Raw genomic sequence first — 23,806 nt, 5'->3', positions numbered from 1 at the left:
TACCGTTTTGACCCGACATTCTGGCGTCCCATCAGGACGAGTAGGGGCTCCGTGGACTTACATCTTCCCGTTCCGACGATTGGCTTGTATGTTCCGCTACCAACCCGATGAGCCCGCGCGGACAACCGTCGTCCCGGCGGCGTCCGTCCGCGGTGCTCTCCGCATCCCTCTTCCTGGAGCACAGATGACGTCACGTCTCTCACGCAGGTCCGCACCGCTCGCTGTCGCCCTGCTCGCGGTGACCGCGGCCATGACGATCCAGCAGCCCGCTCACGCGGCTGCGGACAGGATCCGGCTGGGCAGCGCGGCCGATGCGAGTCGCACCTCGTGGAACGGTCCCGCGTTCACGATGAACGGCGCCGGCGCCGTCGTGCCGGCCTCGATGACCCGGGCCATCGACGCCATCCGCGGGGGCACCGGCAGCATCGACGTCGTCGTTCTCTCCGGGTCGGCCCCCACGTCGGGCAGCAAGACCCCCGAGTGCGACGCCGTCATGGGCCTGACCGGCGTGAACTCGTGTACGACGTGGACGCTCACCACGGCAGGCGACGGGAACAACGCCCAGATGAACACCGATGTCCGCAACGCCGAATTCGTCTACTTCGCCGGCGGCGACCAGTGCAGGTACGCGGCGTGGAAGGGAAGCGCGCTCGAGGCGTCGGTCGAGTCCGTGGTGGCCAAGGGCGGCGGCTCCGGCGGGGGGAGCGCGGGCCACCACATCAACAGCCCGGTCGTCTACGACGCCTGCAACGGCAGCGTCACCAGCGCAGAGGCACTCGCCAACCCCTACGACCGCTACATCAGCTTCACCACCGGCATGTTCCAGTGGGCGAACTACGGCGGAGTCGTCAACGACTCCCACTTCGTGACCCGCGACCGCATGGGCCGCACCATGGCCTTCCTCGCCCGCGCGGTGAAGGACGGCCTCACGCCCGGAGGCGCCGCCTGGGGCGTCGGCGTCGAGGAGGGCGGCGGGTCACTGTTCATCGACCGCGACGGCATGGCCACCCAGTACGGCAAGGACGCCTACGTGATCCTCGCCGACCACCAGCCCGAGCAGGCCGTCGACAGGAAGCCGCTGACCTACTCGGGCTTCAAGATCTGGCGCCTGACGCCGGGCTCGACGTTCGACTTCAAGAACCGGCCCACCTGCGGGTACTACCTGCGCAGCGTCACCAACGGGGTGCCCGACGCCAACCTCTACAACGGCACTCCGGTGACCGACTGCGGAGGCCAGAGCGGCGGCACCGCGCTCGCCGAGAGCGAGCCGAACGACACCCGCGACACGGCCGACGACGCCACCGCCCTGCCCTCCCCCGGCACCCTGACCGGGAACATGAGATCCACGAGCGACCGCGACTACTTCAAGGTCGCCCTGCCCGCCGGCCGGACCCTCACCGTGAACTGCGCCGTCCCCGCCGCGTACGACGCCGACGTCTACCTTCTGGACTCGGCAGGCAGCACCCTTGAACGCTCCGTCAACGACGGCGCCGGCACCGACGAGAACCTCACCTTCACCAGAACCGCCTCCGGGACCGGCACGTACTACGTCGACGTGGAGGCCTACAGCGGCAGCGGAACCGCCTCGTACAACTGCACTCTGACCAGGAGCTGACGACGTCGCCGGGTCTGCGACCGACGCCGGTGCGGAGACCCGGCCGCCCGCTCGCGAGCCCGGCCCGGCGGTGCCAGGCCGGGCCCTCGGTGACCTACTGCGGATGGGTGAGCCTCCAGGGGTCGAGTCGATCGTCCAGCTCCTCCTCGGTGAGCAGTCCGCTCCGGGCGGCCAGTGCGCGCACGGACAGTCCCGTGTCCATGCACTGGCGCGCCAGTTCGGTCGCCCGCTGATAGCCGATGACCGGATTGAGCGCCGTGGCGAGACCGGCCGACCCCTCCACCGACTCGCGAAGCCGGTCCTCGTTCGCCTCGATCCCGCGCACGCACCGCTCGGCCAGGACGCGGCAGGCCGCCTCCAGACGGTTCATCGAGTTCAGGAGGTGATGAACCATCAGGGGCTCGAAGGCGTTCAGCTGGAGCTGCCCCGCCTGGGCCGCCGCGGACACCGAGGCGTCGGCTCCGACGACGTCGAAGCACACCTGGTTGACCGCCTCGGGGACGACGGGATTCACCTTGCCCGGCATGATGCTCGACCCTGCCTGCAGCGCGGGCAGGCGGAGTTCCCCCAGGCCTGCCCTCGGTCCGGAGCACAACAGTCGGAGGTCGTTGCAGATCTTCGACAGGCGCAGGGCGAACTGCTTCAGGGAACTGGAGAGCTGGAGGAATCCCCCCACTCCCTGGGTGCTCTCGACGGGCTGGCGGGCCGAGCGGACAGGGGCTGACGTGATCGTCGCCAGATGCGCCACGGCGAGTCGCGCGAATCCGGCGTCGGCGTTCAGACCGGTACCGACGGCGGTTCCCCCGAGGTTGACTTCGAGCAACGCGGATGAGGCGCGCGTGACGAGCGACGCGTCATCGCGCACCGTCAGGGCGAACGCGTCGAACTCCTGCCCGAGAGTGATCGGTACGGCGTCCTGGAGTTGCGTCCTGCCGAGCTTCACGACCTTGGCGAACGCGCCTCCGCGTTCGGTGAAGGCGTTCGCAAGGACGCTCATCGCGTCCAACAGGCGCCCTGCGGCGGCGTACATCGCGAGCTTGGCCGCTGTCGGGTACACGTCGTTGGTGCTCTGCGAGCGGTTGACGTCGTCATGGGGATGCAGATGGACGTAGGCGCCGCGCGCGTGGCCGAGCAGCTCCAGCGCCCGGTTCGCGATCACCTCGTTGACGTTCATGTTCGATGAGGTGCCCGCACCGCCCTGGAACACATCCACCACGAACTGGTCGTGCAGACGTCCTTCTCGGACCTCTCTGCACGCCGCGACGATCGCCTCGACCCGCTCTCGCGGCAGGGTGCCGAGGTCGCCGTGGGCGAGAGCGGCGGCCTCCTTCACCTCGGCGAGGGCGATCACGAGTTCCGGGTGGGCGGACAGCGCTGTGCCGGTGAGCGGGAAGTTCTCGACCGCCCTAAGCGTATGGATGCCGTAGTAGACGTGCGCCGGGACGCTCCTGTCGCCCATCAGATCGTGTTCCTCGCGTACGGAATCCACACTCGCCCCTTTGCACAGGCCCTCACGGGAGGACGCCACAGCAGCACCCGTGCCAGTATCAGACATTACACATATCCTGAGCAATACCCATACTGGACGTCACGTTACAGACTTTCGTCGGCGGTGACCTGTCAGACTCCGGCGCCACCGGGTCCCGCGGTCGGCTGCCCGCCGAGTGCCTCTACCCGCTCGGGCAGACCGACGGGACCGAACCCCGAGGACACCGCCCGGGGGCCGCGGACACCAGTGGCGGGTTGGTGACCTCGATGAGCGTGGCGGGCGGTCCGTAGGCGACGCGGACGCGGACGGGATGGTCCAGCACGGCCGGCTCCACCGCCTGCTGTCCCCCGGCGACGGTCCCATGACAGCGGTGCAGTTCGTGGACGACGGGCCGACCGGTCGGTCGTCCTGGTCTGGCGCCCGAGCACCCGATTCGGGCCGACCGGGACGGCTCTCCGTCTGCGCGGGCTGGACACCGAAGCCCGGTACCGGGACGAGGACACCGGTGCGGAGTGGCCCGGAGCGGCCCTGCGGGGCCTTCGGGCTTCCGCTCCCCGACCTGCCGCAGGGCGACCACGCCAGCGCCGTGGTCCGGTTGCGCCGTGCCGGACGGGCGGGGCACCGCGAACGGGGCAGTGAGCCGGTCAGCGCACCCGTCCCCGCGCTTTCAGGTGCGCCGCCGGAACCTCAGGGGCGTCCAGGCGGTCGCCGTCGTAGCCCTTGACCTCGCCGAAGCGGTCGCTGGTCATCCACTCCTCGCGGGCCTTGCGGATCTCCTCGTCCGTGCGGCCCACGAAGTTCCACCACATGACGATCTCCTCCTCGAACGGTTCTCCGCCGAGGAGCATCAGACCGGCGTCCGAGGTCGCGCGCAGGGGGAGTTCGGTGCGGCCGCAGCCGAGGTAGAGCATCGAGCCGGGAAGGACCGGGACGCCGTCGACGTGCGCCTCGCCGGACATCGCCAGAACCGCGTACTCGAAGTCGGGGTTCAGGGGAAGGCTCGTCTCCGCGCCGGCCGTGAGGGCGAGGTCGGCGCCGACGAGCGGGGTGTACGTGGTGCCGGGTGAGGCGGCGCCGTCGAGTTCGCCGAGAATCACCGTGGCCGTGAGGCCCGGGGCGGTGACCTGCGGAAGGTCGGCGTGGTGCTGGAAGTGCGGCTCCACATGACGGTGGGCGTCGGGGAGGGCGACCCACAACTGGGCGCCGTGCAGGAGGCGGGCGTGCTGCTTGGGGCTCTCCTCCGAGTGGGAGATGGCCCGCCCCGAGGTCATCAGGCCCAGTTCCCGCGGCCGGATGGTCTGGAGGCTTCCCGTGGAGTCGCGGTGCAGGACCTCGCCGTCGTGGAGCCAGCTGACGGTCTGGAGGCCCATGTGCGGGTGCGGCGGGACCTGCATTCCCGGTTCGTCGGCGATGTCGTCGGGGCCGTAGTGGTCGACGAAGGCCCAGGCCCCGACCATCCGCCGGCCCAGGTTGGGGAGCAGCCGGCGGACCTCGGTCGACTCGCCGAGCCGCACGTGCCGGGGGCTGAGGAGTTCCCGTACCGGCTCGGCGGCGACGAAGCCGCGGCCGCCGCACACGGTCAGCGTGGCCTGACGATCAAGATTGCTCATGTCGCTCAACCTATGTCCTGTCCGGGTTTTCGGGGGGCCTGGCAGCTCCCGGGGAGACGGCGCCGATCATAGTGGAATGTTCAACCATCCCGCCGTGTTGACCGGATCGACCACCTCACAGGGTGGCAGATCCAGAGCGCCGGAAGGTGAGCGCAAGTGAGCGACACGTACGACGAGTTCGGAACGGCCGGCGAGCGGTGGGACCGTGCGCGGTTCTTCTTCGATGCGAAGCAGTACGGAACCGCCGTCCGCATCCTGCGCGGCCTCGTCGCCGAGCACCCGGAGCAGACGGCCCAGCGGCTCCTCCTCGCCCGTGCCTACTACCACTCCGCCCAGCTCTCCCGGGCCGAGACCGAGCTGCGGGCCGTCCTGGACCGCGACCCCGTCGAGCACTATGCCCGGCTGATGCTCGGCCGCACCCTCGAACGCCTGGGACGCGCGGACGAGGCCGCTCCGCATTTGCGGATGGCCGCTGCCATGGCCGGCGAGACGCCGCCGTCCTGACGCGGTCCTGATACCCCCGCGCGGTATATTCCCGGCCAGGAGGTCCTGGCTGTGCGTACCCATCGAGCAGCATCCGGCAGACGAGCGGAAGGCGCCCTCGCGCACCTTCTGCTCGTCGTCGTGCTCGCGCTCGGCGTGTTCCTCATGCACTCCCTCGGCCACCCCGAGGGTTCCGGCGGGCACGGTGAGACGACCGTCGCCACCGCTGCCGCCGCCCACCACGGTTCCCACGGCGGCGACAGTTCCGACGCCGGGCACGAACCGGGCAGTGGCACGGACATGACCACCCTGTGCGTGGCCGTCCTGGCCGGCTGGCTGCTCGCGGGGCTCGTCCGGGCCGCCCTCGGGCGCCGTCCCCACTGGCTCGCCGTCCACCTGCCCCGGCTCACGCCCGCCCTGGGGCCGCACGGCCCACCGCCCCGCCCGCCCGACCTCGCCCAGCTGTCCGTACTGCGGATCTAGGCCGTACCACCGGCGCCTCGCACTGCGCGAGGGCCTCCTTCGGCCTGCCCTTTCTCCGTCCGTACGAACACCACGAGGTTTCACGCACATGCATGCCTTCACCCGTCGCACCGCCCGTGTGCACGCGCTCGTCGTCGCCGCCGCCGCCGGACTTCTGCTCTCCGCCTGCGGCACGGACGGCGGTACGAGCGGTTCCGGCGGTACGAGCGGTTCCGGCGCTACGAGCGGTTCCGGCGGTACGAGCGGTTCCGGGGCTTCGGGCGGTTCGGACCACAGCGGTCCGTCCGCATCCGCCTCCCCCACCGCCACCGTCACCGCCGTCGGCCCCGCTCCCGGCGCCTTCAACGCCGCGGACGTCATGTTCGCGCAGATGATGATCCCCCACCACGAGCAGGCCCTGGAGATGGCGAAGCTCGCCGACGGCCGGGCCGAGGACCCGCAGGTCAAGGAGTTGGTCACCGCGATCGAACAGGCCCAGGACCCGGAGATCCAGAAGATGAAGGCCTGGCTGAAGGGCTGGGGCCGGCCCGAGTCCACCGGTCACGTAACCGACGGCGGCCACGGCATGGCCGGGATGGTGTCCGACCAGGACATGAAGGATCTGGCCGCCGCCAGGGGCAGGGACTTCGACCGCGCCTTCGCCCGGCTGATGACCGCCCATCACGACGGCGCCGTCGCCATGGCGAAGGACGAACTGAGGAACGGCCGCAACGCCACGGCCAAGTCACTCGCCGACGACGTCGTCCGGACCCAGTCCGCCGAGGTCACCGCCCTGCGGACGATCCTCGAACGGCTCTAGTCCCCCGCGATTCCTCCGCGTAGGCGGGCACGCCCTCGACGCGGCCCGCCCGCGCGTGCACCGGCCGTCGGCGGCCCGGCCCCTCGCGGCCGGGCCGCCCCACGACCGCGCCGCACCCGCGACCGGGCCGCCTCGCCCCCCGCTCCCCTCTCAGCGCTCCACAACGACCTCCCCGCCCACCAGAACCGTTTCCGCCACCGTGCCCGGGATCTCGTCCGGATCGATGCGGAGGATGTCCCGGGACAGGACGACGAAGTCCGCCAGTTTGCCGACCGTCAGCGAACCCCGTTCCTCTTCGAGGAAGTTGGCGTACGCCGAGCCCATCGTGTAGCCCTCGACGGCCGCGGCGACGTCGATCGTCTCGCCCGCCGTCCACGCCTCCCCGCCGCCGGGCGGGCGGCGCGTCACTGCGGCGTGGATCCCGACCATGGGGTCCATCTCGGCGACGTTCCAGTCGCTGGACAGGGCGAGGACGGCGCCGGCCGCGCGCAGGCTGCGCAGGGGCCAGGCCTTGTGCCAGCGGTCCGGGCCGACGTTCTCGGCCCAGTCCTGGCCGGGGCCCGCGATGTCCGGGGCGGCGTGCCGGGGCTGCATGCACGCGACGACCCCGAGGCCGGAGAAGCGCGGGGTGTCGGCCGGGTCCAGGCACTCGACGTGCACGATCTGGTGGCGCGCGTCGCGCGGCCCGTTGACGGCGCGGGCCCGCTCGACGGCGTCCAGGACGGTACGGATGCCCCGGTCGCCGGTCGCGTGGACGAAGCACTGGAAGCCCCGCGCGTCGAGGCGGGTGAGCAGGTCGGCGAACTCCTCGGGCGGGTAGAAGGTGTCGCCGCGGTGGTGGGAGCAGCCCGCGTACGGTTCCAGGAGAGCGGCGGTACGCGGTTCCACGACGTCGTCGATGTACAGCTTCAGCGGACCGACCCGCAGCCGGTCGTCGGCGTACGCGTCGGCCGCCGCCTCGAACGCCTCCAGGTCCGCGTCGGTCGTGCCGCGCGGGTGGAAGAGCGCGGCGACGATCCGGGAGCGCAGCCGGCCTTCGGCGCGGGCGCGGTCGAAGAGGGCCAGGTCGTCGAGGGAGTTCTGGGGTTCGACGACGGTGGTGATGCCGAAGCCGATGGCGTCGTCGAGGCTCTTGGCCAGCCGGCCGTACTGCCGGTCCGGCGACGCCCAGGGGACGCCCAGTTCACGCAGGGCGCGGTGGCCCTCCCGGGAGAGCCCCTTGACGGCGAAGTCCTTGACGAATCCCGTCGGTTCGCCGGTGGCCGGGTCGGTGACCGCCCGCCCGAAGGCGAGGTCGGTGTGGTCGCGGTCGACACCGAGGCGCTTGAGGGCGGCGGTGTTGAGCCAGGCGGTGTGGACGTCGTAGCTGAGGACGACGGCGGGGGTGTCGCCGGTGGCGGGGTCGAGGTCGGCGGCGGTCGGCATGCGCCCACCGGGGACGGCGGAGTAGTCGAAGGCCTCGGCCTCGATCCACTCGGCGTCCGGGTGCGCGGTGTGCCAGGCACGGATCCGGGCGTGGATCTCGTCGAGGCTTCGGGCGCCCGCGAGCTGGACGCAGGCGTCGTCGGAACCGAGCCGGACGTGGTTGTGGGCGTCGACGAAGCCGGGAAGGACGAGCCGTCCGCCGGCGTCGAGGACCCGGGTGCCGGGACCGGTCCAGGCCCCGGCACCTGCGTCGGAGCCGATCCAGACGATTCGCCCGGCGCGGACGGCGAGCGCCTGCGCCTCGGGGAGCGCGGGATCGACGGTGTGGATGCGACCTCCGACGAGGACGAGCTCGGCGGGGCCGGGAGCGGGGGCTTGGGCGGGGGCGGGATTCGGGGTGGAGGCGGGGATCGGCGCGGGGGCGGGGATCGGCGCGGGGGCGGGGGTCGTGGCGGGCGCGGGGGTCGTGCTGTTCATGCGGGGTGACTCCGTGACTGACGTATACGAGGGTGTCGGCGAGGGCGGGCGGGTGGCGGTGACCCCGGCGGGGGTGTCGGTGGACGGTGGTGGTGCCGGCAGGAGGCTCAGGGCCCCGCCCGACCGACCCGTCCCCGCGCGAGGAGCACGTACACCAGGGCCGAGACCACCGCGCCGAGCAGGGTCAGGTCCGCGCCGCCCAGCGGGGCGACGAGGGGGCCCGTCCACAGTTCGGAGTCGCAGGTGAGTGCCGAGAAGAGGAGGCCGGAGAGGAGTGCCGTCACGCCCGCGGGGTGCCAGCCGGAGCGGTACCAGTAGGCCCCGCCTGCGGTGGCGTGCAGCGCGGCGGAGTCGTACGTACAGCGGCGGAGCACCATGTCGGCGAGGAAGACCCCGCCCCAGGGGGCGAAGACGATGATCAGGAGGGAGAGGAAGGAGAGGAGCGAGGTGGTGAAGTCGGTGAGGAAGAGGGCGCCGAGGGAGCCGGCGGCGGTCACGGCGGCGCTGATGACGATGGCGCGGGCCCGGCTCCAGGGTATTCCGAGCACCTGGAGGTTCAGGCTCGACGAGTAGAGCGTGATGATCGAGTTGGTGACGGAGCCGCCGAGGACCAGGGCGAGGAAGAGCGGCTGGAACCAGCCCGGGAGCAGACTCTCGGTGCCAGCGACGGCGTCGGTCATGTCGGTCTGCGTCGCGGCTGCCACCCCCGCGATGCCGAGGGCGACGGAGGAGAGGAACCCGCCGAGGGCTCCGCTCCAGGTCACGGCCTTGAGGGAGGTGGTACGCGGGAGATAGCGGGTGTAGTCGGCGGGCATCGGGAGGTAGGAGAAGGGGCCCGCGAGCATGACGACGAAGGCGAGGCTCCAGCCGGAGGCGCCGGGTGCGGCGGCGGGGGCGGAGGTGTCGGCGCCGGGCAGCACGAGGACGAGCAGGGCGGCGAAGCCGGCGGCGAGGACGTAGGCCATCCAGCGTTCGGCGAACTGGACGGTCGCGTGGCCCCAGAGGGCGACGGCGAAGGTCAGCGCGAGGGTGACGGCGAGAGCGAGTGCGCGGGAGGCGTGGCCGCCGTTCCAGCCGAGGTCGTCGAAGAACGCTTCGAGGGCCAGGGTGCCCACCACGGTGTTGACGATGGTGTAGCCGATGCTGACGATCCAGTTCAGCAGTCCGGCGGGCCAGTTGCCGCGGGGGCCGAAGGCGGCGCGGGAGATGACGAGGGTGGCGGTGCCGGTGCGCACACCGCTGAGTCCGGCCGCGCCGATGGCGAGGAAGGAGAGGCCGCTGAGGACGACGACGGCGGTGGCCTGCCAGAAGGAGAGCCCGAAGGCGACGGCGAGGGCACCGTTGATGACGTAGGTGAAGGTGAGGTTCGAGCCGAACCAGAGCCAGAAGACGTCCTTGGCGCCTCCGTGCCGTTCGGCGTCGGGTATGGGGTCGATCCCGTGCTCCTCGACCTGGAACACCTCGTCCCGGCCCGTGATCACTGGCGCCGTCTCATGTCCGAGCACACCGCACTCCTGTCTTGAATGCCGTTCTAAATTCTTGAATGACATTCAAGATGTGCGAGGGGTTCAGGCCACGTCAAGACCCTCGGAGGTTGCGGTTAGGGTCGATCCCGTACGACGGGGCAAGGCGGCGGCCAGACGGCAGGACGGGGACAGCGACGGTGGCAGGGGCGGCACGACGGCGGGACGGGCACGTCACCCAGGAACGGATGCTGGAGGAGGCCATGGCGGCGATCGCCGAGGACGGCCTCGCCTCCCTCACCATGTCGGCGCTCGCGGAGCGGCTCGGCACGAGCGGCGGCCACATCCTGTACTACTTCGGCAGCAAGGACCTGCTGCTGCTCGCCGCGCTGCGGTGGAGCGAGGCGGCGCTCGCCGAGGAGCGCCGGGCGTTGCTCGCCCGGCGGACCACGGCGGAGCGCAAGCTCGACCACTTCCTCCGGCTCTACCTGCCGCGCGGCCCGCGAGATCCGCGCTGGACGCTCTGGATCGAGCTCTGGGCCCGCACCCCCGGCAACAGCGCGCTGCGCGAGGCCCAGGAGGAGCTCGACCGGGGGTGGCAGGAGGATCTGGAGGCGCTGCTCGCGACGGGCGTCGCGCGGCGGCGGTTCGCCCCGCTCGACCCGGGCGCCCGCGCCTCCGAACTCCTGGCCCTGCTCGACGGGTTGAGCACCCGGGCGGTCCTGGGCCAGGAGTCGGGCCGTGACCCGAGGCCGGCCCTCGACGTGGCGCGCTCGGCCGCCCGGGCACTCGTCCCTGCGTACACGTCCGGCGGCGACGGCGCCTCCGGTGCCGCCACCACGTCCGGCGCCGGCAGCGCGTCCGGCGCAGACATCAAGGCGGGCGCCGACAGCGCGTCGGGCACCGACACCACGCCCGGTGCCGACACCGCGCCCAGTGCCGGCAGCGCGTCCGGTGCCGACACCACATCCGATGTCGGCACCACCCCAGACGGGAAGCCCAACTGACCGATCCTCAGCCTCGGTACGCCTCAAGGAGCCGCAGCCACGCCTCGCTCAGCGTCGGGTACGACGGGACGGCGTGCCACAGGCGGGCGATCGGGACCTCGCCGACGACCGCGACCGTGGCCGAGTGGACCAGCTCGCCGATGCCGGGGCCGACGAAGGAGGCGCCGAGGACGACCTCCCGGTCGAGGTCGACGACCATCCGGGCGTGCCCGCGGTAGCCCTCTGCGTAGAGCCCGGCTCCGGCGACCTGCCCCATGTCCAGGTCCACGGCCCGGACCCGGTGGCCCGCCTGCTCGGCCTCGGCGAGGCTGAGGCCGACGGCAGCCGCCTCGGGGTCGCTGAACACCACCTGCGGTACGGCGGCGTGGTCGGCCGTGGCGGCGTGCGCGCCCCACTTCCCTCCGTCCAGCTGCTCGTCGCCGCGCGCACGGGCGGCGATCGCGGCCCCGGCGATCCGGGCCTGGTACTTGCCCTGATGGGTAAGGAGCGCCCGGTGGTTGACGTCCCCGACGGCGTAGAGCCAGTCGCTGCCGGTGACCTTGAGGCTGTCGTCGACGTCGAGCCAGGAACCCGGCTCCAGGCCGACCGACTCCAGGCCGATGTCCTCGGTGCGCGGGGCGCGGCCGGTGGCGAACAGGACCTCGTCGGCCTCCACGTGGTCGCCGCCCTCCAGGACCACGGTGACCGGCCCCGTGCTCCCGTCGCGTACCACCGCGCTGACCTCGACGCCGGTACGGATGTCCGCGCCGCGCGTGGTGAGGGCCTCCGCCACGTGCTCGCCGACGAAGGGTTCCATTCGGGGCAGCAGGCCCCCGCCCCGTACGAGCATGGTGACCTCGGCGCCGAGGGCCTGCCAGGCGGTGGCCATCTCCACGCCCACCACTCCCCCGCCGACGACGACCAGCCGCTCGGGCACCCGGTCGGCGCTGGTCGCCTCCCGGCTGGTCCAGGGCCTGGCCCCGGGCAGGCCGGGCAGCTCGGGGAGGACGGCGCGGCTGCCGGTGCAGACGGCGACGGCGTGCCGGGCGGCGAGGACATGACGCTCCCCCTCGGGCCCCGTGACCTCCACCCGGCGGGGGCCGAGGAGGCGGCCGTGGCCCCGGAAGGCCCGTACGCCGATGGAATCCAGCCAGTCCACCTGGCCGTCGTCCTTCCAGTGGCCGACGACCTCGTCCCGGTGGGCCAGGACTTCGAGCACGTCCAGCGGACCGTGGACCGACTCCCGCAGTCCGGCGACCTGACGGGCGTCGGATCGGGCGATGGCGGGGCGGAGCAGCGCCTTGCTGGGCATGCAGGCCCAGTACGAGCACTCGCCGCCGATCAGCTCGCTCTCGACGATCGCGGCGCTGAGGCCCGCGGCCCGTACCCGGTCGACGACGTTCTCCCCCACCGGACCCGCGCCGAGGACCACTACGTCGTACTCGTGCTCTTCTTCCACCGTTCGCGTCATGGGTCCCAGTCTGGCGCAGCGGGCCGGAACAGCGCCGCGTGACGGGCCCGGCGTTCACGCTGTCCGGGTACCGCGCCAGGCGGTGCCGCGATGGCCGCCGTCGCGATCCCCGCGCCGCCGCACACGCTCTGGGCCGTGGCAGCGGGAGTGGCGGTGGCGTCGGCGATCCTCGCCGTCCGCTCAGCCGGGCTGAGCGTGACCCGTGACGGCGCCGGCCCTTGCGCCAGATGGAGGCGCCGGGCCGGAGAAGCGGTGCCGTCGGTGGCAGTGGCGGCGGGAAGTGCCGCGGGGACCGTCGCGACACGCGCCCCTGCGCCGTTTCCCCTGGTGGCTGGTAACGACGCCGTCTTTGTCCGTTCGGGGGATTAGGCTCGCCACGGGGGTTCCGCGCTCCCGCGCCGTCTCGGAACCGGCCAAGATGGCATCGTCTATGCGGGTCGGAGGCAGGAAAGCATGAGCACCGTAGAGCTCACCAAGGACAACTTCGACGAGATCGTGAGCGGCAACGAGTTCGTCCTGATCGACTTCTGGGCTTCCTGGTGCGGTCCCTGCCGTCAGTTCGGCCCCGTCTTCGAAGCGGCGTCGGAACGCCACCAGGACCTGGTCTTCGCCAAGGTCGACACCGAGGCGCAGCAGGAGCTGGCCGCCGCCTTCGAGATCCGCTCGATCCCGACGCTGATGATCGTGCGCGACAACGTGGCCGTGTTCGCGCAGCCGGGCGCGCTGCCGGAGGCGGCCCTCGAGGACGTCATCGGTCAGGCGCGCCAGTTGGACATGAACGAGGTCCGCAAGTCCATCGAGGACGCCAAGGGGAAGTGACCCCGCGGCGAGGCAGGCACCGGGCCGGGTACGGGAGAGCTTCCCGCACTCGCCCCGGTGCTCAGTGCCAGGTCGACGACCCGGGTCCGGCCCCGGCCCCGGACCCGGTCCGGTAGACCAGGGGCACCACAAGCCAGTCGCGCCCCACGGGCCGGCCACGCCCTGCGGGTCACTCGCGCCCGCGGGCCCTTCGCACCCCCGCAGGTCAGCCGCGCGCCGGAGGGCGGACGAGCGCCGTCAGGCCGTAGTCGAGTTCGCGTCCGTCGACGAGCAGCGCCTCGACCGTGCGCGTCTCGGGGTCGATGTCGGCCATGACCCCGTGTCCTTCATAGATCGGATAACCCGACTCACCACGCTGTCCGGTCGCCTCGACCACGGCCGAGCGGACGGCGCTGTCGGTCACGGAGGCGTCGCCCCGGTCCTCGACGTGCGAGGGCACCAGCAGGATCTCGAAACGCTTCGGAACTGTGCTCATGATCCGACGCTAGACGTTCAGCTGGACTCCCGCCGTACGACCCGCGAGGCCAGCAGGTCACGGCTGAGCGGCGGGGCCTCCGGTTCGCGTACGGCCCGGTCGACCAGTTCGGCGAGTTCGCGGCCGAGCACCATGTCGATGCGTACGGTGCTGAGCCGCGGCCGGAGGAGGCGGCCGAGGAGCAGGTCGTCGGCGCCGATGACGGCGGTCTCCCCGGGCACGTCGACGCCCTCGTCCTGGAGCGCCCGCATCAGGAGCATCGCGTACTCGTCGTTGTAGGCGAAGACGGCGTCGAGGCCCAGTTCGCGCCAGCGCCCGGCGAGCGCCCGCGCCGACTCCTCCTCGTACCGCAGCGGCAGGGGCAGGACGGAGGCGTCCGTGCCCGCGACGGCGCGCCGGGCGCCTTCGAGGCGGGGGCCGGAGAACATCGCGAGTCCCGGCTCCTCGGGCATGACGACGCCGATCGCTCGACGACCGGTCTCCATCAGGTGGGCGGCGGCCACCGCGCCCACGCGTCCCTGGTCCATGACGACGGCGTGAGTGCCCTCGACGCCCCCGGTGCCGAGGGTGAACACAGCGCGCGCCCCGGACCGCTTGAGGATCTCGACGCCCTGTCCGGTGAGCTGGATCTCGCCGAGCGAGACCACGGCCACCGGCCGGAGTTCGGCCCAGGCGCGGGCGGCCTCCTCGGCCTCGAGACCGACGCTGCCGTACTGGACGACCGTGTAGTCGAGGCGCCGCAGCGCCCACTGGAACTCGTCGAAGAACCGGCTGTACAGCGGCCCGACCGGGACGTGGGAGGTCGGCAGCAGCACCATGCGGCTGTGGCCGGCGCGCAGGCTGCGGGCGGCCGCGTGCGGTACGTAACCCAGCTCCTCCGCCGCCTCGCGCACCCGGCGGCGGGTGGGCTCGCTGATGCGGACGGCCGAGGTGTTGTTCAGGACGTACGAGACGGTGGCCCGGGAGACGCCCGCGAGACGGGCGACATCGGCGCTGGTCGGGGCCGCGCGCCCGGTGGGGCTTCCGGAGGAGTGTTCGGTTGGCTGGCTCATCGCTCCGGCATCTTCGCAGAACGCTCCGGCACGGGGTCTGGCGGATGGCCGGAATCTGGTGCTACACAGTGCTCACACGCGTCATTGACACGTGTAACTCTCTCGTACGATCCGCTTCTCGCCCCTCGTCGGGCGATCTCCCCAGGAGGGCACCGTGGCCCTTTCCTCCCCCGGCACCGGCTCGTCCGGCACCGACTCCCCCGGCAGCGACGCGACCCCCGCCGACGCCCCTGGCCCCGCCCCTACCGGTTCCGGCACCGTCGCGGTCGGTTCGCCCGCGACGGACTCCGGCTCCGCCTCGGCGGCCCGGCCCACGCGCGGCCTGCTCCCTCTGCTCCTCGCCGGGAACACCGCCATGTACGCCCTGTACGTCGGCGTCCCCGGCATGCTCCTCGCGCTCCAGATCGAGGACATCGACCCCGCCGACAAGGTCGCCAACTTCGGCCTCGTCTCCGGTGTGTCCGCGATCTTCGCCACCGTCTTCAACCCCGTCGCGGGCGCGCTGTCCGACCGCTCGGGCCGCCGCAACCCGTGGATCCTCGCCGGCGGGCTCCTCGCTCTCCCGGTGATGCTGCTCCTGGGCAGCGTGGACACGATCCTGCTGGTCACCATCGCCTGGTGTCTGGGGCAGGCCGTCATGAACGTCTACCAGGCCGCCCTGACCTCGGTGGTGCCCGACCGGGTGCCCCTGGCCGCCCGGGGCAAGGCCTCGGCGGCCGTCGGCCTCGGGCTCCCCGTCGGCTCGACGATCGGCGCCCTCGTCGGCGCCGCCTTCTCCGAGGACTACCGCACCGGCTACCTCGCCCTCGGCGCGGTCGTCGCGGCCACCGCCGTGCTCTTCACGACCTGCGCGCGCGAGCAGCGCATACCGGCCAGGGCCCCGCTGCCGGTGAAGGCGCAGATCGCTGCCTTCGGCAGCGCCCTCAAGGACCACGACTTCCGCTGGGCCTTCATCGGCCGTGCCCTCCTCGTCCTCGGATACTTCGCGGTGGCCGGATTCCAGCTGTACGTCCTCAAGGACCACATCGACCTGCCCGCCGGGCTCAGCGCCGAGGAGGCCGTGGCGGTCCTCATGCCGCTCAACGCGGTCGCCATGGTGGTCTCCACCGTGCTCGGCGGCTGGCTCTCGGACCGGTACGACCGCCGCAAGCTCTTCGTGGGCGCCTCCGCCGCGCTCGCCGCGGTGGCCCTGCTCGTCCCGGCCGTCTCGACGAGCTGGACGGCGATGCTCGTCTTCTCCGTCGTCAACGGACTCGGCTTCGGCTGTTACATGGCCGTCGACACCGCCCTGGTGACCATGGTGCTGCCGAAGGCCGAGGACGCGGCCCGTGACATGGGCGTCCTCAACATCGCCAACGCGGGCCCGCAGATCGTCGCCCCCTTCGCGGCCTCGCTCGTCGTCTCGCTCAGCGGCGGTTACGGGGCGCTGTTCCTGACAGCGGCCGTCCTGTCGGTACTCGGCGCGCTCGCCGTACGCCCCATCCGCAGCGTGCGATGACCCTTCCTCGTCCGTCCGGCAATGCGTCGCGGCCGCGGAGGACAGCGCGATCCAGGCGCGTGCGGGGCGTTCGCGGAGAAGCCAGGAGGCCGTCGGGGTCGGCGACGAGGGGTGACCGGACGAGGCCCGGTACGAAGGGAGGGGCCCGCACGCCGTCGGCGGCGCGCGGGCCCCCGCGGATATCCGTCGGGTGGCCTTCCGCGCCGGGACCTCTCGTTCGGCGCGTGCCGGGCCGGCGGGGTCCCGCGTGATCGGAAACGAACGTCCCTAGTTGTGGCCGAACTTGGGTTCCTTGCGGTGGGACGCGTGCTCGACGAGGGGCATCGACGTCCCTCGCGTGGGGGTCTCCGCCGACTTCTCCTTCGCGGCCGCGTCGGTACGGTGCTCATGGCCGCCGGTACGGGCTCCCCGGTTCGTCCGGGTCTGTTTCTTGCCCACGATCCTGCCTCCCGTGACGGGTCTCGGACTGAGGTTCGTATCCCCTCAGCGTGGCACGCGGGCAGGGGGGCCGCATGTCAGAGCGGGCGGCCCAGGACGCGGGCGAAGGCGGCGAGCGTCGGCGCGCCCGACGCCCGGTCCAGGACGGCGAAGACGACCTCCTCGAAGTGCCCGGCGAATCGGCCGTCCCCGGTGAGCAGCGCCCGGAAGGCGCCCGCGACCTGCTCCGGGTCGTTCTGGAAGACGCCGCAGCCCCAGGCGCCGAGCACGAGCCGCCGGTATCCCCCCGCGGCCGCCGTCTCCAGGACGCGCTCGGCCCGGGACGCGAGGGCGGCGGTCAGCCGGTGCGCGAGCTCGGGGGTGCGGCGGCGGACGACACCCGCGTTGGGGGCGGGGGAGGTGAGGAAGCCGACGGTGAAGGGTTCGGCGAGGAGGGCGCCCCGGTCGTCCCGGAAGACCGGCACGCGGGGCGAGTGGATGACCCGGTCGGTGTAGAAGGCGTCCCGTTCCTCGCGGTGGTGGGCGTAGTAGTCGGGGGCGCGCAGCAGTGTGGTGTGGAGGGCGGAGGCGCGGCAGAGCGCCTCCTCCTGGGCCTGGGCGCCGTTGAGGTAGCCGCCGCCGGGGTTGCGGGCGGAGGCGAAGTTCAGGACGGCGACGGGGCGGGTGGGGTCGGTTCCGGTCAGCCTGCGGGCGGCCGCCAGGCTGCTCTCGCCGGTGACGTCGACGGTGGGGGTGCGGTCGGTGTCGGGGATGACGGCGACGGGTTCGGGGCCGTGGAGGCGGGTTCCGGCCAGGGCGGCGGTCAGGTCGTCGGTGAGAGAGACGGTTCGGCCGTCGGGGGCCCGGTAGCGACCCGCGGCGACGATCCCCTCGGTCTCCCGCGCCATCGCGCGCAGTCGTGCACTCATGCCCCTGAGCCTGATCGTTTCGCCCCGTTCGGCACAACGGGTTTTCCCGGAACCGACAAGTGCTTCCGGTGGCCCGGGTCATTCCCGGCGTGCCGGGGGTGGCGGCTGGTTTCGGACGGGCGGGGGCGCGGGGGGCGCGCCCGGCCGGTCCGGGGCGCTCTTGCACGCCGCTCGGTGGTGGTTTTAGGTGGAGTCAGCGACTCTCCGGGATCAGTCCCGACGACCAGGAGGTGTACGGATGTCGTCCAGCGGCATACCGCGTGGCGGGCCCCCTCTCACCGAGCGGGAGGCGGAGGACCTGCTGCGATGTATCTGCTTCAAGACGGGCCCGCCCCGCACCGTGGGTGTGGAGCTGGAATGGCTCGTGCACGAGCTGCGTGACCCGCGGCTTCCCGTACGGCCGCCGAGGCTCGCGGCGGCGCTCGACACCGTGCGTTCCCTGCCGCTGGTGTCGTCGCTCACCTTCGAACCCGGCGGGCAGCTGGAGCTCAGCTCGCGCCCGGCGGGATCGCTCATGGAATGTCTCGACTCCCTCGCCGCGGATCTGCGGGCGGTGCGGTCGGCGCTCGGACCGCTCGGTCTGACCCTCAACGGGTACGGGGTGGACCCGTGGCACGCGCCGCGCGAGCGGGTGCTCCACGACCCGCGGTACGACGCCATGGAGACGGTGCTCGACCGGACGGGTCCGGCCGGGCGGGCCATGATGCGCGAGTCGGCCTCGGTGCAGATCTGTCTGGACGCCGGTGTCGAGGAGCCGGGTCCGCTCGGCTACCACCGCAGATGGCAGCTCGCGCACCTCGTGGGCGCGGTCCTGGTGGCCGCCTTCGCCAACTCCCCCCTGCACGGCGGCCGTCGCACCGGTTGGCGCTCGACGCGACAGGCGCTGTGGACGGACCTCGATCCCCTGCGGGCACTGGCGCCCTCGCCGGACGGGGAGCCGCGCGCGGAGTGGGCCGCGCACGTCCTGGACACCCCGGTGATGTGCGTACGGGCCGACGAGGCGCCGTGGGCGGTGCCGGAGGGACTGACCTTCCGTGACTGGCTGCGCACCGGGCTGCCGCGGCCGGCCGACGAGGACGACCTGCGCTACCACATGACGACCCTGTTCCCGCCGGTGCGGCCACGCGGTCATCTGGAGCTGCGGATGATCGACGCGCAGCCGGGCCGGGACGGCTGGATGGTGCCGGTGGCCGTGACGACGGCGGTCTTCGACGACCCCGAGGCGGCGGAGAGCGTGTACCGGGCGGTGAAGCCGCTCGCGGAGCGGGCCGGTGCCGACCCCGCTCCGCGCAATCCGCTCTGGCTTGCGGCGGCCCGCGACGGGCTCGCCGATCCCGAGCTGCACGCCGCCGCCCGCGCGGTGTTCTCCGCCGCTCTGGAGGCGCTGCCCCGGATCGGTGCGAGCGAGGAGCTGCGGGGGGCGGTCGCGGCCTTCAACGAGCGGTACGTGATCCCCGGGAGCTGCCCGGCCGACGACTTCGAGGTGGTGGCGTCATGACGGTCACAGGGACGGGGCTCGATCCGGAGGCCCTGCGGCGGCGGGCGCTGGACGCCCTGACGGTGGCACGGGCCCGTACGGCACTGCTGACCTCCTGCGTCGAGGAGGATGAACTCACCGCGCAGCACTCCCCGTTGATGTCTCCGCTGGTCTGGGACCTGGCGCACATCGGGAACCAGGAGGAGCAGTGGTTGTGGCGGGCGGTGGCGGGGCGGGAGGCGCTGCGACCGGAGATCGACTCGCTGTACGACGCCTTCGAGCATCCGCGGGCCACCCGTCCGTCGCTGCCGCTGCTCTCACCGGGCGAGGCCCGCGCCTACGCGGCGGACGTCCGGCTCCGTGTCCTCGACGTCCTTGAGCACTCCCCGTTCGAGGGGCGGCCGCTGCTCGACGCGGCGTTCGCCTTCGGCATGGTGGCTCAGCACGAACAGCAGCACGACGAGACGATGCTGATCACCCATCAGCTGCGCAGGGGGCCGGTCGCGCTGACCGCTCCCCCGCCGCCGCCCCGGACGTCCGGCCCGCTTCCCTCCGAAGTCCTCGTCCCCGGCGGCCCGTTCACCATGGGTACGTCGGACGAGCCGTGGGCCCTGGACAACGAGCGTCCGGCGCATCCCCGGACCGTGGCCCCCTTCCACATCGACACCACACCGGTCACCGTCGGCGCCTATCTGGCGTTCATGGCCGACGGGGGGTACACGGACCGGCGCTGGTGGCGGGACGCGGGCTGGGCGCAGATCAGGGAGCACGGCATCGTGGCGCCGCTGTTCTGGCGGCGGGACGGCGGACAGTGGCTGCGCCGCCGGTTCGGGGTGACGGAGCCGGTGCCCGAGGACGAGCCCGTCCTGCACGTGAGCTGGTACGAGGCGGACGCCTACGCGCGCTGGGCGGGGCGGCGGCTGCCGACCGAGGCCGAATGGGAGAAGGCCGCCCGGTGGGATCCGGCCTCCGGCCGTTCGCGACGCCACCCGTGGGGGGACGCCGACCCGGGCCCCGAGCACGCCAACCTCGGGCAGCGGCACCTGCGCCCCGCGGCGGCGGGCAGCTACCCGGAGGGCGCCTCGCCGCTCGGCGTGCGGCAGCTGATCGGTGACGTGTGGGAGTGGACGGCGAGCGACTTCCTGCCGTACCCGGGCTTCACGGCCTTCCCGTACAAGGAGTACTCGGAGGTGTTCTTCGGGCCTGAGCACAAGGTGCTGCGCGGCGGGTCGTTCGCCGTGGACGCGGTCGCGTGCCGGGGCACCTTCCGCAACTGGGACCTGCCGGTGCGGCGCCAGATCTTCGCCGGCTTCCGTACGGCGCGCAGCGCGGAGCTCGACTGATGTGCCGTCATGTCGCCTATCTGGGCGAGCCGGTGGCGCTCGGGGAGCTGCTCGTCCGGCCGGAGCACGCCCTGCTGCGCCAGTCCTGGGAGCCGCGTACCCAGAGCAGCGGCGTGGTGAACGCCGACGGCTTCGGGGTGGGCTGGTACGCCGAGGGGGATCCGGTGCCTGCCCGGTACCGGCGGGTGGGTCCCATCTGGGGCGACCTGTCCTTCGCGGACCTCGCCCGGGTGGTGCGCTCCGGGGCGCTGCTCGGGGCGGTCAGGGGGGCCACTCTCCCGGGCGCCGACGGAGAGGCGGCGGCGGCGCCGTTCGCCGCCGGGCCCTGGCTGTTCAGCCACAACGGGGCCGTGGAGAACTGGCCGGACTCCCTCGCGGCCCTCGCCGGGGCGCTGCCGACCGGGGACCTGCTGCGGGTCGAGGCGCGCACCGACTCGGCGCTGCTCTGGGCGCTCGTGCTGCACCGGCTGCGCGCCGGTGACGCGCCGGGCCCGGCCCTGGCGGACACCGTGCGGGAAGCCGCCGCGGCCGCCCCGGGATCCCGGCTGAACCTTCTGGTCACCGATGGTGTCCGGATCGCCGCGACCACCTGGGGGAACGGCCTCTGGTACCTGAAGGGCCCCGACCGGGTGGTCGTGGCCTCCGAACCCTACGACGACGATCCGCGGTGGCGGGAGGTCCCCGAGCACACGCTCGTGACCGCCACCCGCGCCGACGTCACCCTCACCCCGCTCAAGGAGCCGTCCGCGTGAGCCCGTTCCAGCTGACCCGTACCCTCGCCCCCGACGCCACCGGCGCCGATCTGCGCGCCGATGTCCTCCAGGGCCTGACCCGCTCCGCCAAGGAGCTGCCGCCGAAGTGGTTCTACGACGCCAGGGGCAGCGAGCTCTTCGAGGAGATCACCCGGCTGCCGGAGTACTACCCGACCCGGGCGGAGCGGGAGATCCTCGAGGCGAGGGCGCCGGAGATCGCCGCCGCGACCGGGGCCAGGACCCTGGTGGAGCTGGGATCCGGTTCCTCCGAGAAGACACGGTTCCTGATCGACGCGCTGCTGCCCGGCCTCGAGGGATATGTGCCCGTGGACGTGAGCGAGTCGGCGCTGACCGGGGCCGCCGAGTCGCTGCTCGCCGAGCGGCCGGGGCTGCTGGTGCACGCGCTGGTCGCGGACTTCACCCGCGGGCTCGCGCTGCCCGGGTCGCCGGGGCCGCGTCTCGTGGCCTTCCTCGGCGGCACCCTCGGCAATCTGCTGCCCGACGAGCGGCGGACCTTCCTGGGGTCGGTGCGGGCGATGCTCACACCGGGCGACGCGCTGCTGCTCGGCACGGACCTGGTGAAGGACGAGGCGACGCTCGTGGCCGCCTATGACGACTCGGCCGGGGTGACGGCCGCCTTCAACAAGAACGTGCTGACGGTGATCGACCGTGAGCTGGGGGCGGACTTCGACCCGGACGCGTTCGACCACGTGGCGGTGTGGGACGGCGAGCGGGAGTGGATCGAGATGCGGCTGCGGGCCCGCCGCGCACTCACCGTGAAGATCCCCGAACTGGACCTCGTGGTGCCCTTCGCGGCGGGCGAGGAGATGCGGACGGAGGTGTCGGCGAAGTTCCGTCAGGCGGGTGTACGGGCCGAACTGGCGGAGGCGGGCCTGGACCTGGAGCGCTGGTGGACCGACAGCGAGGGCAGGTTCGCCCTGTCGTTGGCGACGGCCCGCTGAGGGACGGCGCGCTGAGCGACGGCGCGCTCGGCCGCTGCCGCGAGCGTGCGGCGGTCCGGGTGCCCGAGCCCCGGGAGGGGCTCGGGCACCCGGACGACGGCGGTGAGACGGCGGGTGGTCACGACCCGCCACAGGGAGGCGGCCAGCGGGTCGTCCCCGACGTACGCGGCGGCGTCGGTGGGCCCGTAGTCGATCCGTACCGGCTGCACGGCGCAGCCGGCGTCCAGGGCGGCCTGGAACGCGGCCGGCCGGAAACGCCCGACGGCCCGCCCGCACCAGGTGGAGCCCTCGGGGAAGACGATCACCCGGCCGCCCCCGGTGAGCGCCACGGTCATGTCGCGGACGGTGCCGGGCAGGGCCCTGAGGCCGTCCCGGTCGATGAAGAGGGTGCCGCCGAGCGCGGCGAGCGTGCCGAGGACGGGCCAGCGGCGCACCTCCGTCTTGGCGACCATCCGGCCGGGGAGGACGGCCGCGATCAGTGGGATGTCGAGCCAGGAGACGTGGTTGGCGACGACGAGGAGCGGACCGGTCTCGGCGGGCGCTCCCTCGTACCGGACCCGTACCCCGAAGGCGCGGACCACCGCACGCAGCCAGATCCGGACCAGGGCGAGCCGCGTGGCGGTCGGGAGCACGGCGGTGGCGGGGGCGACCAGGACGCCGAGGAGGACGGTCAGAAGGCCGGCGGTCAGCCGGACCGAGGCCCGGACGGCCCCGGCGGTGCCCGCCCCGGCCCGGTGGAAGGTCTCCGGGTGGGCGGCGCAGCGGCCCGGGGTGCAGGGCGCCGTGGGGAGCCACGGCGAGAGGGCCGTGGTCCCGTTCACCGTGCCGGGGCGAGCGAGAGGAAGTGCTTGAGGTAGCGCGGGTGGGTCCGGCGCAGGGAGAGCAGGACGTAGAGGTCGGCGACGCCGAAGGCGGGGTCGTGCGCGGGGGCGCCGCACACCCACGCGCCGAGCCGGAGGTAGCCGCGCAGCAGCGGGGGGAGCTCGGTGCGGCCCTCGGGGCGGGTGATGCCGTCGGGGCTCCAGAGCTTGTGCGGGGTGACCCAGTACTCCTCGGGCGCGAGGTGCTTGGCCTTGACGGTGTCCCAGGTGGCGGCGGCGAGGGTGCCGCCGTCGGCGAGCGGGAGGGAGCAGCAGCCGGCGAGCCAGTTGTGGCCGGTGCGGGTCATGTAGCGGGCGAGCCCGGCCCAGATGAGGGCGATGACGGCGCCGTTGCGGTGGGCGGGGTGGACGCAGGAGCGGCCGACCTCCACCAGGTCGTGCCGGACGGGAGCGAGCCGCGTGAGGTCGAACTCGCTCTCGGAGTAGAGGCGTCCGGCGACGGCGGCCCGGTCGGGCGGCAGGATGCGGTACGTGCCGACGACCTCGCCGGTGCTCTCCTCCCGTACGAGGAGATGGTCGCAGTACGCGTCGAAGGCGTCGCTGTCGAGGCCGGGTTCGGGTCCGTCGAGCCGGGCGCCGAGTTCCCCGGCGAAGACCAGGTGGCGCAGCCGCTGGGCGGCGCGCACGTCCTCCTGGCGGGTGGCGATCTCGACGACGTACCGGGGGGTGGGTTCCTCGGCGACCGCCGGGGCCTGGGGCGCGGGCTGCACGCCGGGCGGCTGCGGCTGCGCGGGGACCGCGCGGAGCTGGGTGGGGACGGCGAGCGTGGGGGTCGGTGCGGACATGTCGGGCTCCTCCGGCGTACGGAAGGGGAAGGGGCGGGCCGGGCCGCCTGAGCGGTGACCCGGCTCCTTACTTCTTCCGTGACCGGCTGGATTCGACGTGACCGTCCGGGGGATC

Annotated in this window: 21 protein-coding genes and 2 pseudogenes; 12 read left to right on the top strand and 11 right to left on the bottom strand. The window is 72.9% G+C overall.

Going from position 1 to position 23,806, the window contains the following annotated elements; genetic code table 11:
• The first annotated feature begins 184 nt into the window (after window positions 1-184).
• Window positions 185-1,615, top strand: coding sequence for a pre-peptidase C-terminal domain-containing protein (locus tag ABZ567_RS17320; protein WP_360790208.1), 1,431 nt, complete (start codon window positions 185-187; stop codon window positions 1,613-1,615).
• A 94-nt stretch (window positions 1,616-1,709) separates the two neighbouring features.
• Here the strand turns inward: ABZ567_RS17320 and ABZ567_RS17315 are convergent, their stop codons facing one another.
• Window positions 1,710-3,104, bottom strand: a complete 1,395-nt coding sequence (locus ABZ567_RS17315; protein WP_360790205.1) for an aspartate ammonia-lyase — start codon at window positions 3,102-3,104, stop codon at window positions 1,710-1,712.
• A 405-nt stretch (window positions 3,105-3,509) separates the two neighbouring features.
• On the opposite strand from ABZ567_RS17315, the pseudogene ABZ567_RS17310 reads away from it, so the two are divergent.
• Window positions 3,510-3,743: pseudogene (locus tag ABZ567_RS17310) on the top strand (GH36 C-terminal domain-containing protein); the annotation flags it as partial.
• A 5-nt stretch (window positions 3,744-3,748) separates the two neighbouring features.
• On the opposite strand, the gene ABZ567_RS17305 reads toward ABZ567_RS17310, so the two are convergent.
• On the bottom strand, window positions 3,749-4,714 hold the full coding sequence (locus tag ABZ567_RS17305; RefSeq protein ID WP_360790202.1) for a pirin family protein: 966 nt from the start codon (window positions 4,712-4,714) through the stop codon (window positions 3,749-3,751).
• 156 nt (window positions 4,715-4,870) lie between these two features.
• On the opposite strand from ABZ567_RS17305, the gene ABZ567_RS17300 reads away from it, so the two are divergent.
• The 3 genes from ABZ567_RS17300 (at window position 4,871) to ABZ567_RS17290 (ending at window position 6,479) form a co-directional block, all read left to right on the top strand.
• Complete coding sequence (locus ABZ567_RS17300) at window positions 4,871-5,218, top strand: tetratricopeptide repeat protein (RefSeq protein WP_360790199.1); 348 nt, start codon at window positions 4,871-4,873, stop codon at window positions 5,216-5,218.
• 51 nt (window positions 5,219-5,269) lie between these two features.
• Window positions 5,270-5,680 carry a DUF6153 family protein gene (locus ABZ567_RS17295; RefSeq protein ID WP_360790196.1) on the top strand — a complete coding sequence of 137 codons (411 nt, stop codon included), beginning with the start codon at window positions 5,270-5,272 and terminating at the stop codon, window positions 5,678-5,680.
• An 88-nt stretch (window positions 5,681-5,768) separates the two neighbouring features.
• The gene (locus ABZ567_RS17290) at window positions 5,769-6,479 is read left to right on the top strand and encodes a DUF305 domain-containing protein (RefSeq protein ID WP_360790193.1); all 711 of its coding nucleotides are present in this window, start codon (window positions 5,769-5,771) and stop codon (window positions 6,477-6,479) included.
• A gap of 150 nt (window positions 6,480-6,629) precedes the next feature.
• Here the strand turns inward: ABZ567_RS17290 and ABZ567_RS17285 are convergent, their stop codons facing one another.
• Together ABZ567_RS17285 and ABZ567_RS17280 are read right to left on the bottom strand one after the other, a co-directional pair.
• Entirely contained in the window at window positions 6,630-8,381 is a 1,752-nt protein-coding gene (locus ABZ567_RS17285) for an amidohydrolase (RefSeq protein WP_360790190.1), read from the bottom strand.
• Window positions 8,382-8,488: 107 nt separating this feature from the next.
• Entirely contained in the window at window positions 8,489-9,886 is a 1,398-nt protein-coding gene (locus tag ABZ567_RS17280) for a cytosine permease (protein WP_360790187.1), read from the bottom strand.
• A gap of 158 nt (window positions 9,887-10,044) precedes the next feature.
• On the opposite strand from ABZ567_RS17280, the pseudogene ABZ567_RS17275 reads away from it, so the two are divergent.
• Window positions 10,045-10,638: pseudogene (locus ABZ567_RS17275) on the top strand (TetR/AcrR family transcriptional regulator); the annotation flags it as partial.
• 220 nt (window positions 10,639-10,858) lie between these two features.
• Here the strand turns inward: ABZ567_RS17275 and ABZ567_RS17270 are convergent.
• Window positions 10,859-12,301 (bottom strand): NAD(P)/FAD-dependent oxidoreductase, encoded by a 1,443-nt coding sequence (locus ABZ567_RS17270; RefSeq protein WP_360790184.1) that lies wholly within the window; start codon window positions 12,299-12,301, stop codon window positions 10,859-10,861.
• 453 nt (window positions 12,302-12,754) lie between these two features.
• Between ABZ567_RS17270 and trxA the strand changes: the two genes are divergently transcribed.
• Window positions 12,755-13,120 (top strand): thioredoxin, encoded by a 366-nt coding sequence (gene trxA / locus ABZ567_RS17265; RefSeq protein WP_360790181.1) that lies wholly within the window; start codon window positions 12,755-12,757, stop codon window positions 13,118-13,120.
• Between the two features lie 205 nt (window positions 13,121-13,325).
• Here the strand turns inward: trxA and ABZ567_RS17260 are convergent, their stop codons facing one another.
• Both ABZ567_RS17260 and ABZ567_RS17255 read right to left on the bottom strand, forming a co-directional pair.
• A complete protein-coding gene (locus ABZ567_RS17260; protein ID WP_360790178.1) occupies window positions 13,326-13,595 on the bottom strand; it encodes a hypothetical protein in 270 nt (89 codons plus the stop codon).
• A 17-nt stretch (window positions 13,596-13,612) separates the two neighbouring features.
• Entirely contained in the window at window positions 13,613-14,647 is a 1,035-nt protein-coding gene (locus ABZ567_RS17255; RefSeq protein ID WP_360790175.1) for a LacI family DNA-binding transcriptional regulator, read from the bottom strand.
• 154 nt (window positions 14,648-14,801) lie between these two features.
• Here ABZ567_RS17255 and ABZ567_RS17250 point away from each other — a divergent pair, with 154 nt between their 5' ends.
• The gene (locus ABZ567_RS17250; protein ID WP_360790172.1) at window positions 14,802-16,145 is read left to right on the top strand and encodes an MFS transporter; all 1,344 of its coding nucleotides are present in this window, start codon (window positions 14,802-14,804) and stop codon (window positions 16,143-16,145) included.
• Window positions 16,146-16,412: 267 nt separating this feature from the next.
• Here ABZ567_RS17250 and ABZ567_RS17245 read toward each other — a convergent pair whose 3' ends face one another.
• Window positions 16,413-16,583, bottom strand: a complete 171-nt coding sequence (locus tag ABZ567_RS17245) for a hypothetical protein (RefSeq protein WP_360790169.1) — start codon at window positions 16,581-16,583, stop codon at window positions 16,413-16,415.
• A 77-nt stretch (window positions 16,584-16,660) separates the two neighbouring features.
• The gene (locus tag ABZ567_RS17240) at window positions 16,661-17,491 is read right to left on the bottom strand and encodes a TIGR02452 family protein (protein WP_360790166.1); all 831 of its coding nucleotides are present in this window, start codon (window positions 17,489-17,491) and stop codon (window positions 16,661-16,663) included.
• A 238-nt stretch (window positions 17,492-17,729) separates the two neighbouring features.
• Between ABZ567_RS17240 and egtA the strand changes: the two genes are divergently transcribed.
• Genes egtA through egtD form a run of 4 tightly spaced genes read left to right on the top strand, consistent with a single transcriptional unit; the run spans window position 17,730 to window position 22,025 of the window.
• Complete coding sequence (egtA, locus tag ABZ567_RS17235) at window positions 17,730-18,989, top strand: ergothioneine biosynthesis glutamate--cysteine ligase EgtA (RefSeq protein WP_360790163.1); 1,260 nt, start codon at window positions 17,730-17,732, stop codon at window positions 18,987-18,989.
• Window positions 18,986-20,311, top strand: a complete 1,326-nt coding sequence (gene egtB, locus ABZ567_RS17230; RefSeq protein ID WP_360790160.1) for an ergothioneine biosynthesis protein EgtB — start codon at window positions 18,986-18,988, stop codon at window positions 20,309-20,311. The genes egtA and egtB overlap by 4 nt, the downstream gene beginning before the upstream one ends.
• Complete coding sequence (gene egtC, locus ABZ567_RS17225) at window positions 20,311-21,063, top strand: ergothioneine biosynthesis protein EgtC (protein WP_360790157.1); 753 nt, start codon at window positions 20,311-20,313, stop codon at window positions 21,061-21,063. Before egtB ends, egtC begins: the two co-directional genes overlap by 1 nt.
• Window positions 21,060-22,025 (top strand): L-histidine N(alpha)-methyltransferase, encoded by a 966-nt coding sequence (gene egtD / locus ABZ567_RS17220; protein ID WP_360790154.1) that lies wholly within the window; start codon window positions 21,060-21,062, stop codon window positions 22,023-22,025. Before egtC ends, egtD begins: the two co-directional genes overlap by 4 nt.
• Here the strand turns inward: egtD and ABZ567_RS17215 are convergent.
• Window positions 21,920-22,846 (bottom strand): lysophospholipid acyltransferase family protein, encoded by a 927-nt coding sequence (locus ABZ567_RS17215; protein WP_360790152.1) that lies wholly within the window; start codon window positions 22,844-22,846, stop codon window positions 21,920-21,922. The two genes, egtD and ABZ567_RS17215, sit on opposite strands and share 106 nt — an antisense overlap.
• Window positions 22,843-23,691 (bottom strand): GNAT family N-acyltransferase, encoded by an 849-nt coding sequence (locus ABZ567_RS17210; protein ID WP_360790149.1) that lies wholly within the window; start codon window positions 23,689-23,691, stop codon window positions 22,843-22,845. Before ABZ567_RS17210 ends, ABZ567_RS17215 begins: the two co-directional genes overlap by 4 nt.
• Between the last annotated feature and the right edge of the window lie 115 nt (window positions 23,692-23,806).

The organism is Streptomyces sp. NPDC016459, from assembly GCF_040632845.1.
Lineage (GTDB): Bacteria > Actinomycetota > Actinomycetes > Streptomycetales > Streptomycetaceae > Streptomyces.
This window is presented reverse-complemented; position numbering and strand designations above follow the sequence as displayed.

Excerpts from the sequence above, each read along its gene's own strand:
- ABZ567_RS17320 (WP_360790208.1), top strand. The coding sequence starts at position 185 with ATGACGTCACGTCTCTCACGCAGGTCCGCACCGCTCGCTGTCGCCCTG.
- ABZ567_RS17305 (WP_360790202.1), bottom strand. The coding sequence starts at position 4,714 with ATGAGCAATCTTGATCGTCAGGCCACGCTGACCGTGTGCGGCGGCCGC.
- ABZ567_RS17290 (WP_360790193.1), top strand. The coding sequence starts at position 5,769 with ATGCATGCCTTCACCCGTCGCACCGCCCGTGTGCACGCGCTCGTCGTC.
- ABZ567_RS17285 (WP_360790190.1), bottom strand. The coding sequence starts at position 8,381 with ATGAACAGCACGACCCCCGCGCCCGCCACGACCCCCGCCCCCGCGCCG.
- ABZ567_RS17270 (WP_360790184.1), bottom strand. The coding sequence starts at position 12,301 with ATGACGCGAACGGTGGAAGAAGAGCACGAGTACGACGTAGTGGTCCTC.
- trxA (WP_360790181.1), top strand. The coding sequence starts at position 12,755 with ATGAGCACCGTAGAGCTCACCAAGGACAACTTCGACGAGATCGTGAGC.
- ABZ567_RS17260 (WP_360790178.1), bottom strand. The coding sequence starts at position 13,595 with ATGAGCACAGTTCCGAAGCGTTTCGAGATCCTGCTGGTGCCCTCGCAC.
- ABZ567_RS17255 (WP_360790175.1), bottom strand. The coding sequence starts at position 14,647 with ATGAGCCAGCCAACCGAACACTCCTCCGGAAGCCCCACCGGGCGCGCG.
- ABZ567_RS17240 (WP_360790166.1), bottom strand. The coding sequence starts at position 17,491 with ATGAGTGCACGACTGCGCGCGATGGCGCGGGAGACCGAGGGGATCGTC.
- egtA (WP_360790163.1), top strand. The coding sequence starts at position 17,730 with ATGTCGTCCAGCGGCATACCGCGTGGCGGGCCCCCTCTCACCGAGCGG.
- egtB (WP_360790160.1), top strand. The coding sequence starts at position 18,986 with ATGACGGTCACAGGGACGGGGCTCGATCCGGAGGCCCTGCGGCGGCGG.
- egtC (WP_360790157.1), top strand. The coding sequence starts at position 20,311 with ATGTGCCGTCATGTCGCCTATCTGGGCGAGCCGGTGGCGCTCGGGGAG.
- ABZ567_RS17210 (WP_360790149.1), bottom strand. The coding sequence starts at position 23,691 with ATGTCCGCACCGACCCCCACGCTCGCCGTCCCCACCCAGCTCCGCGCG.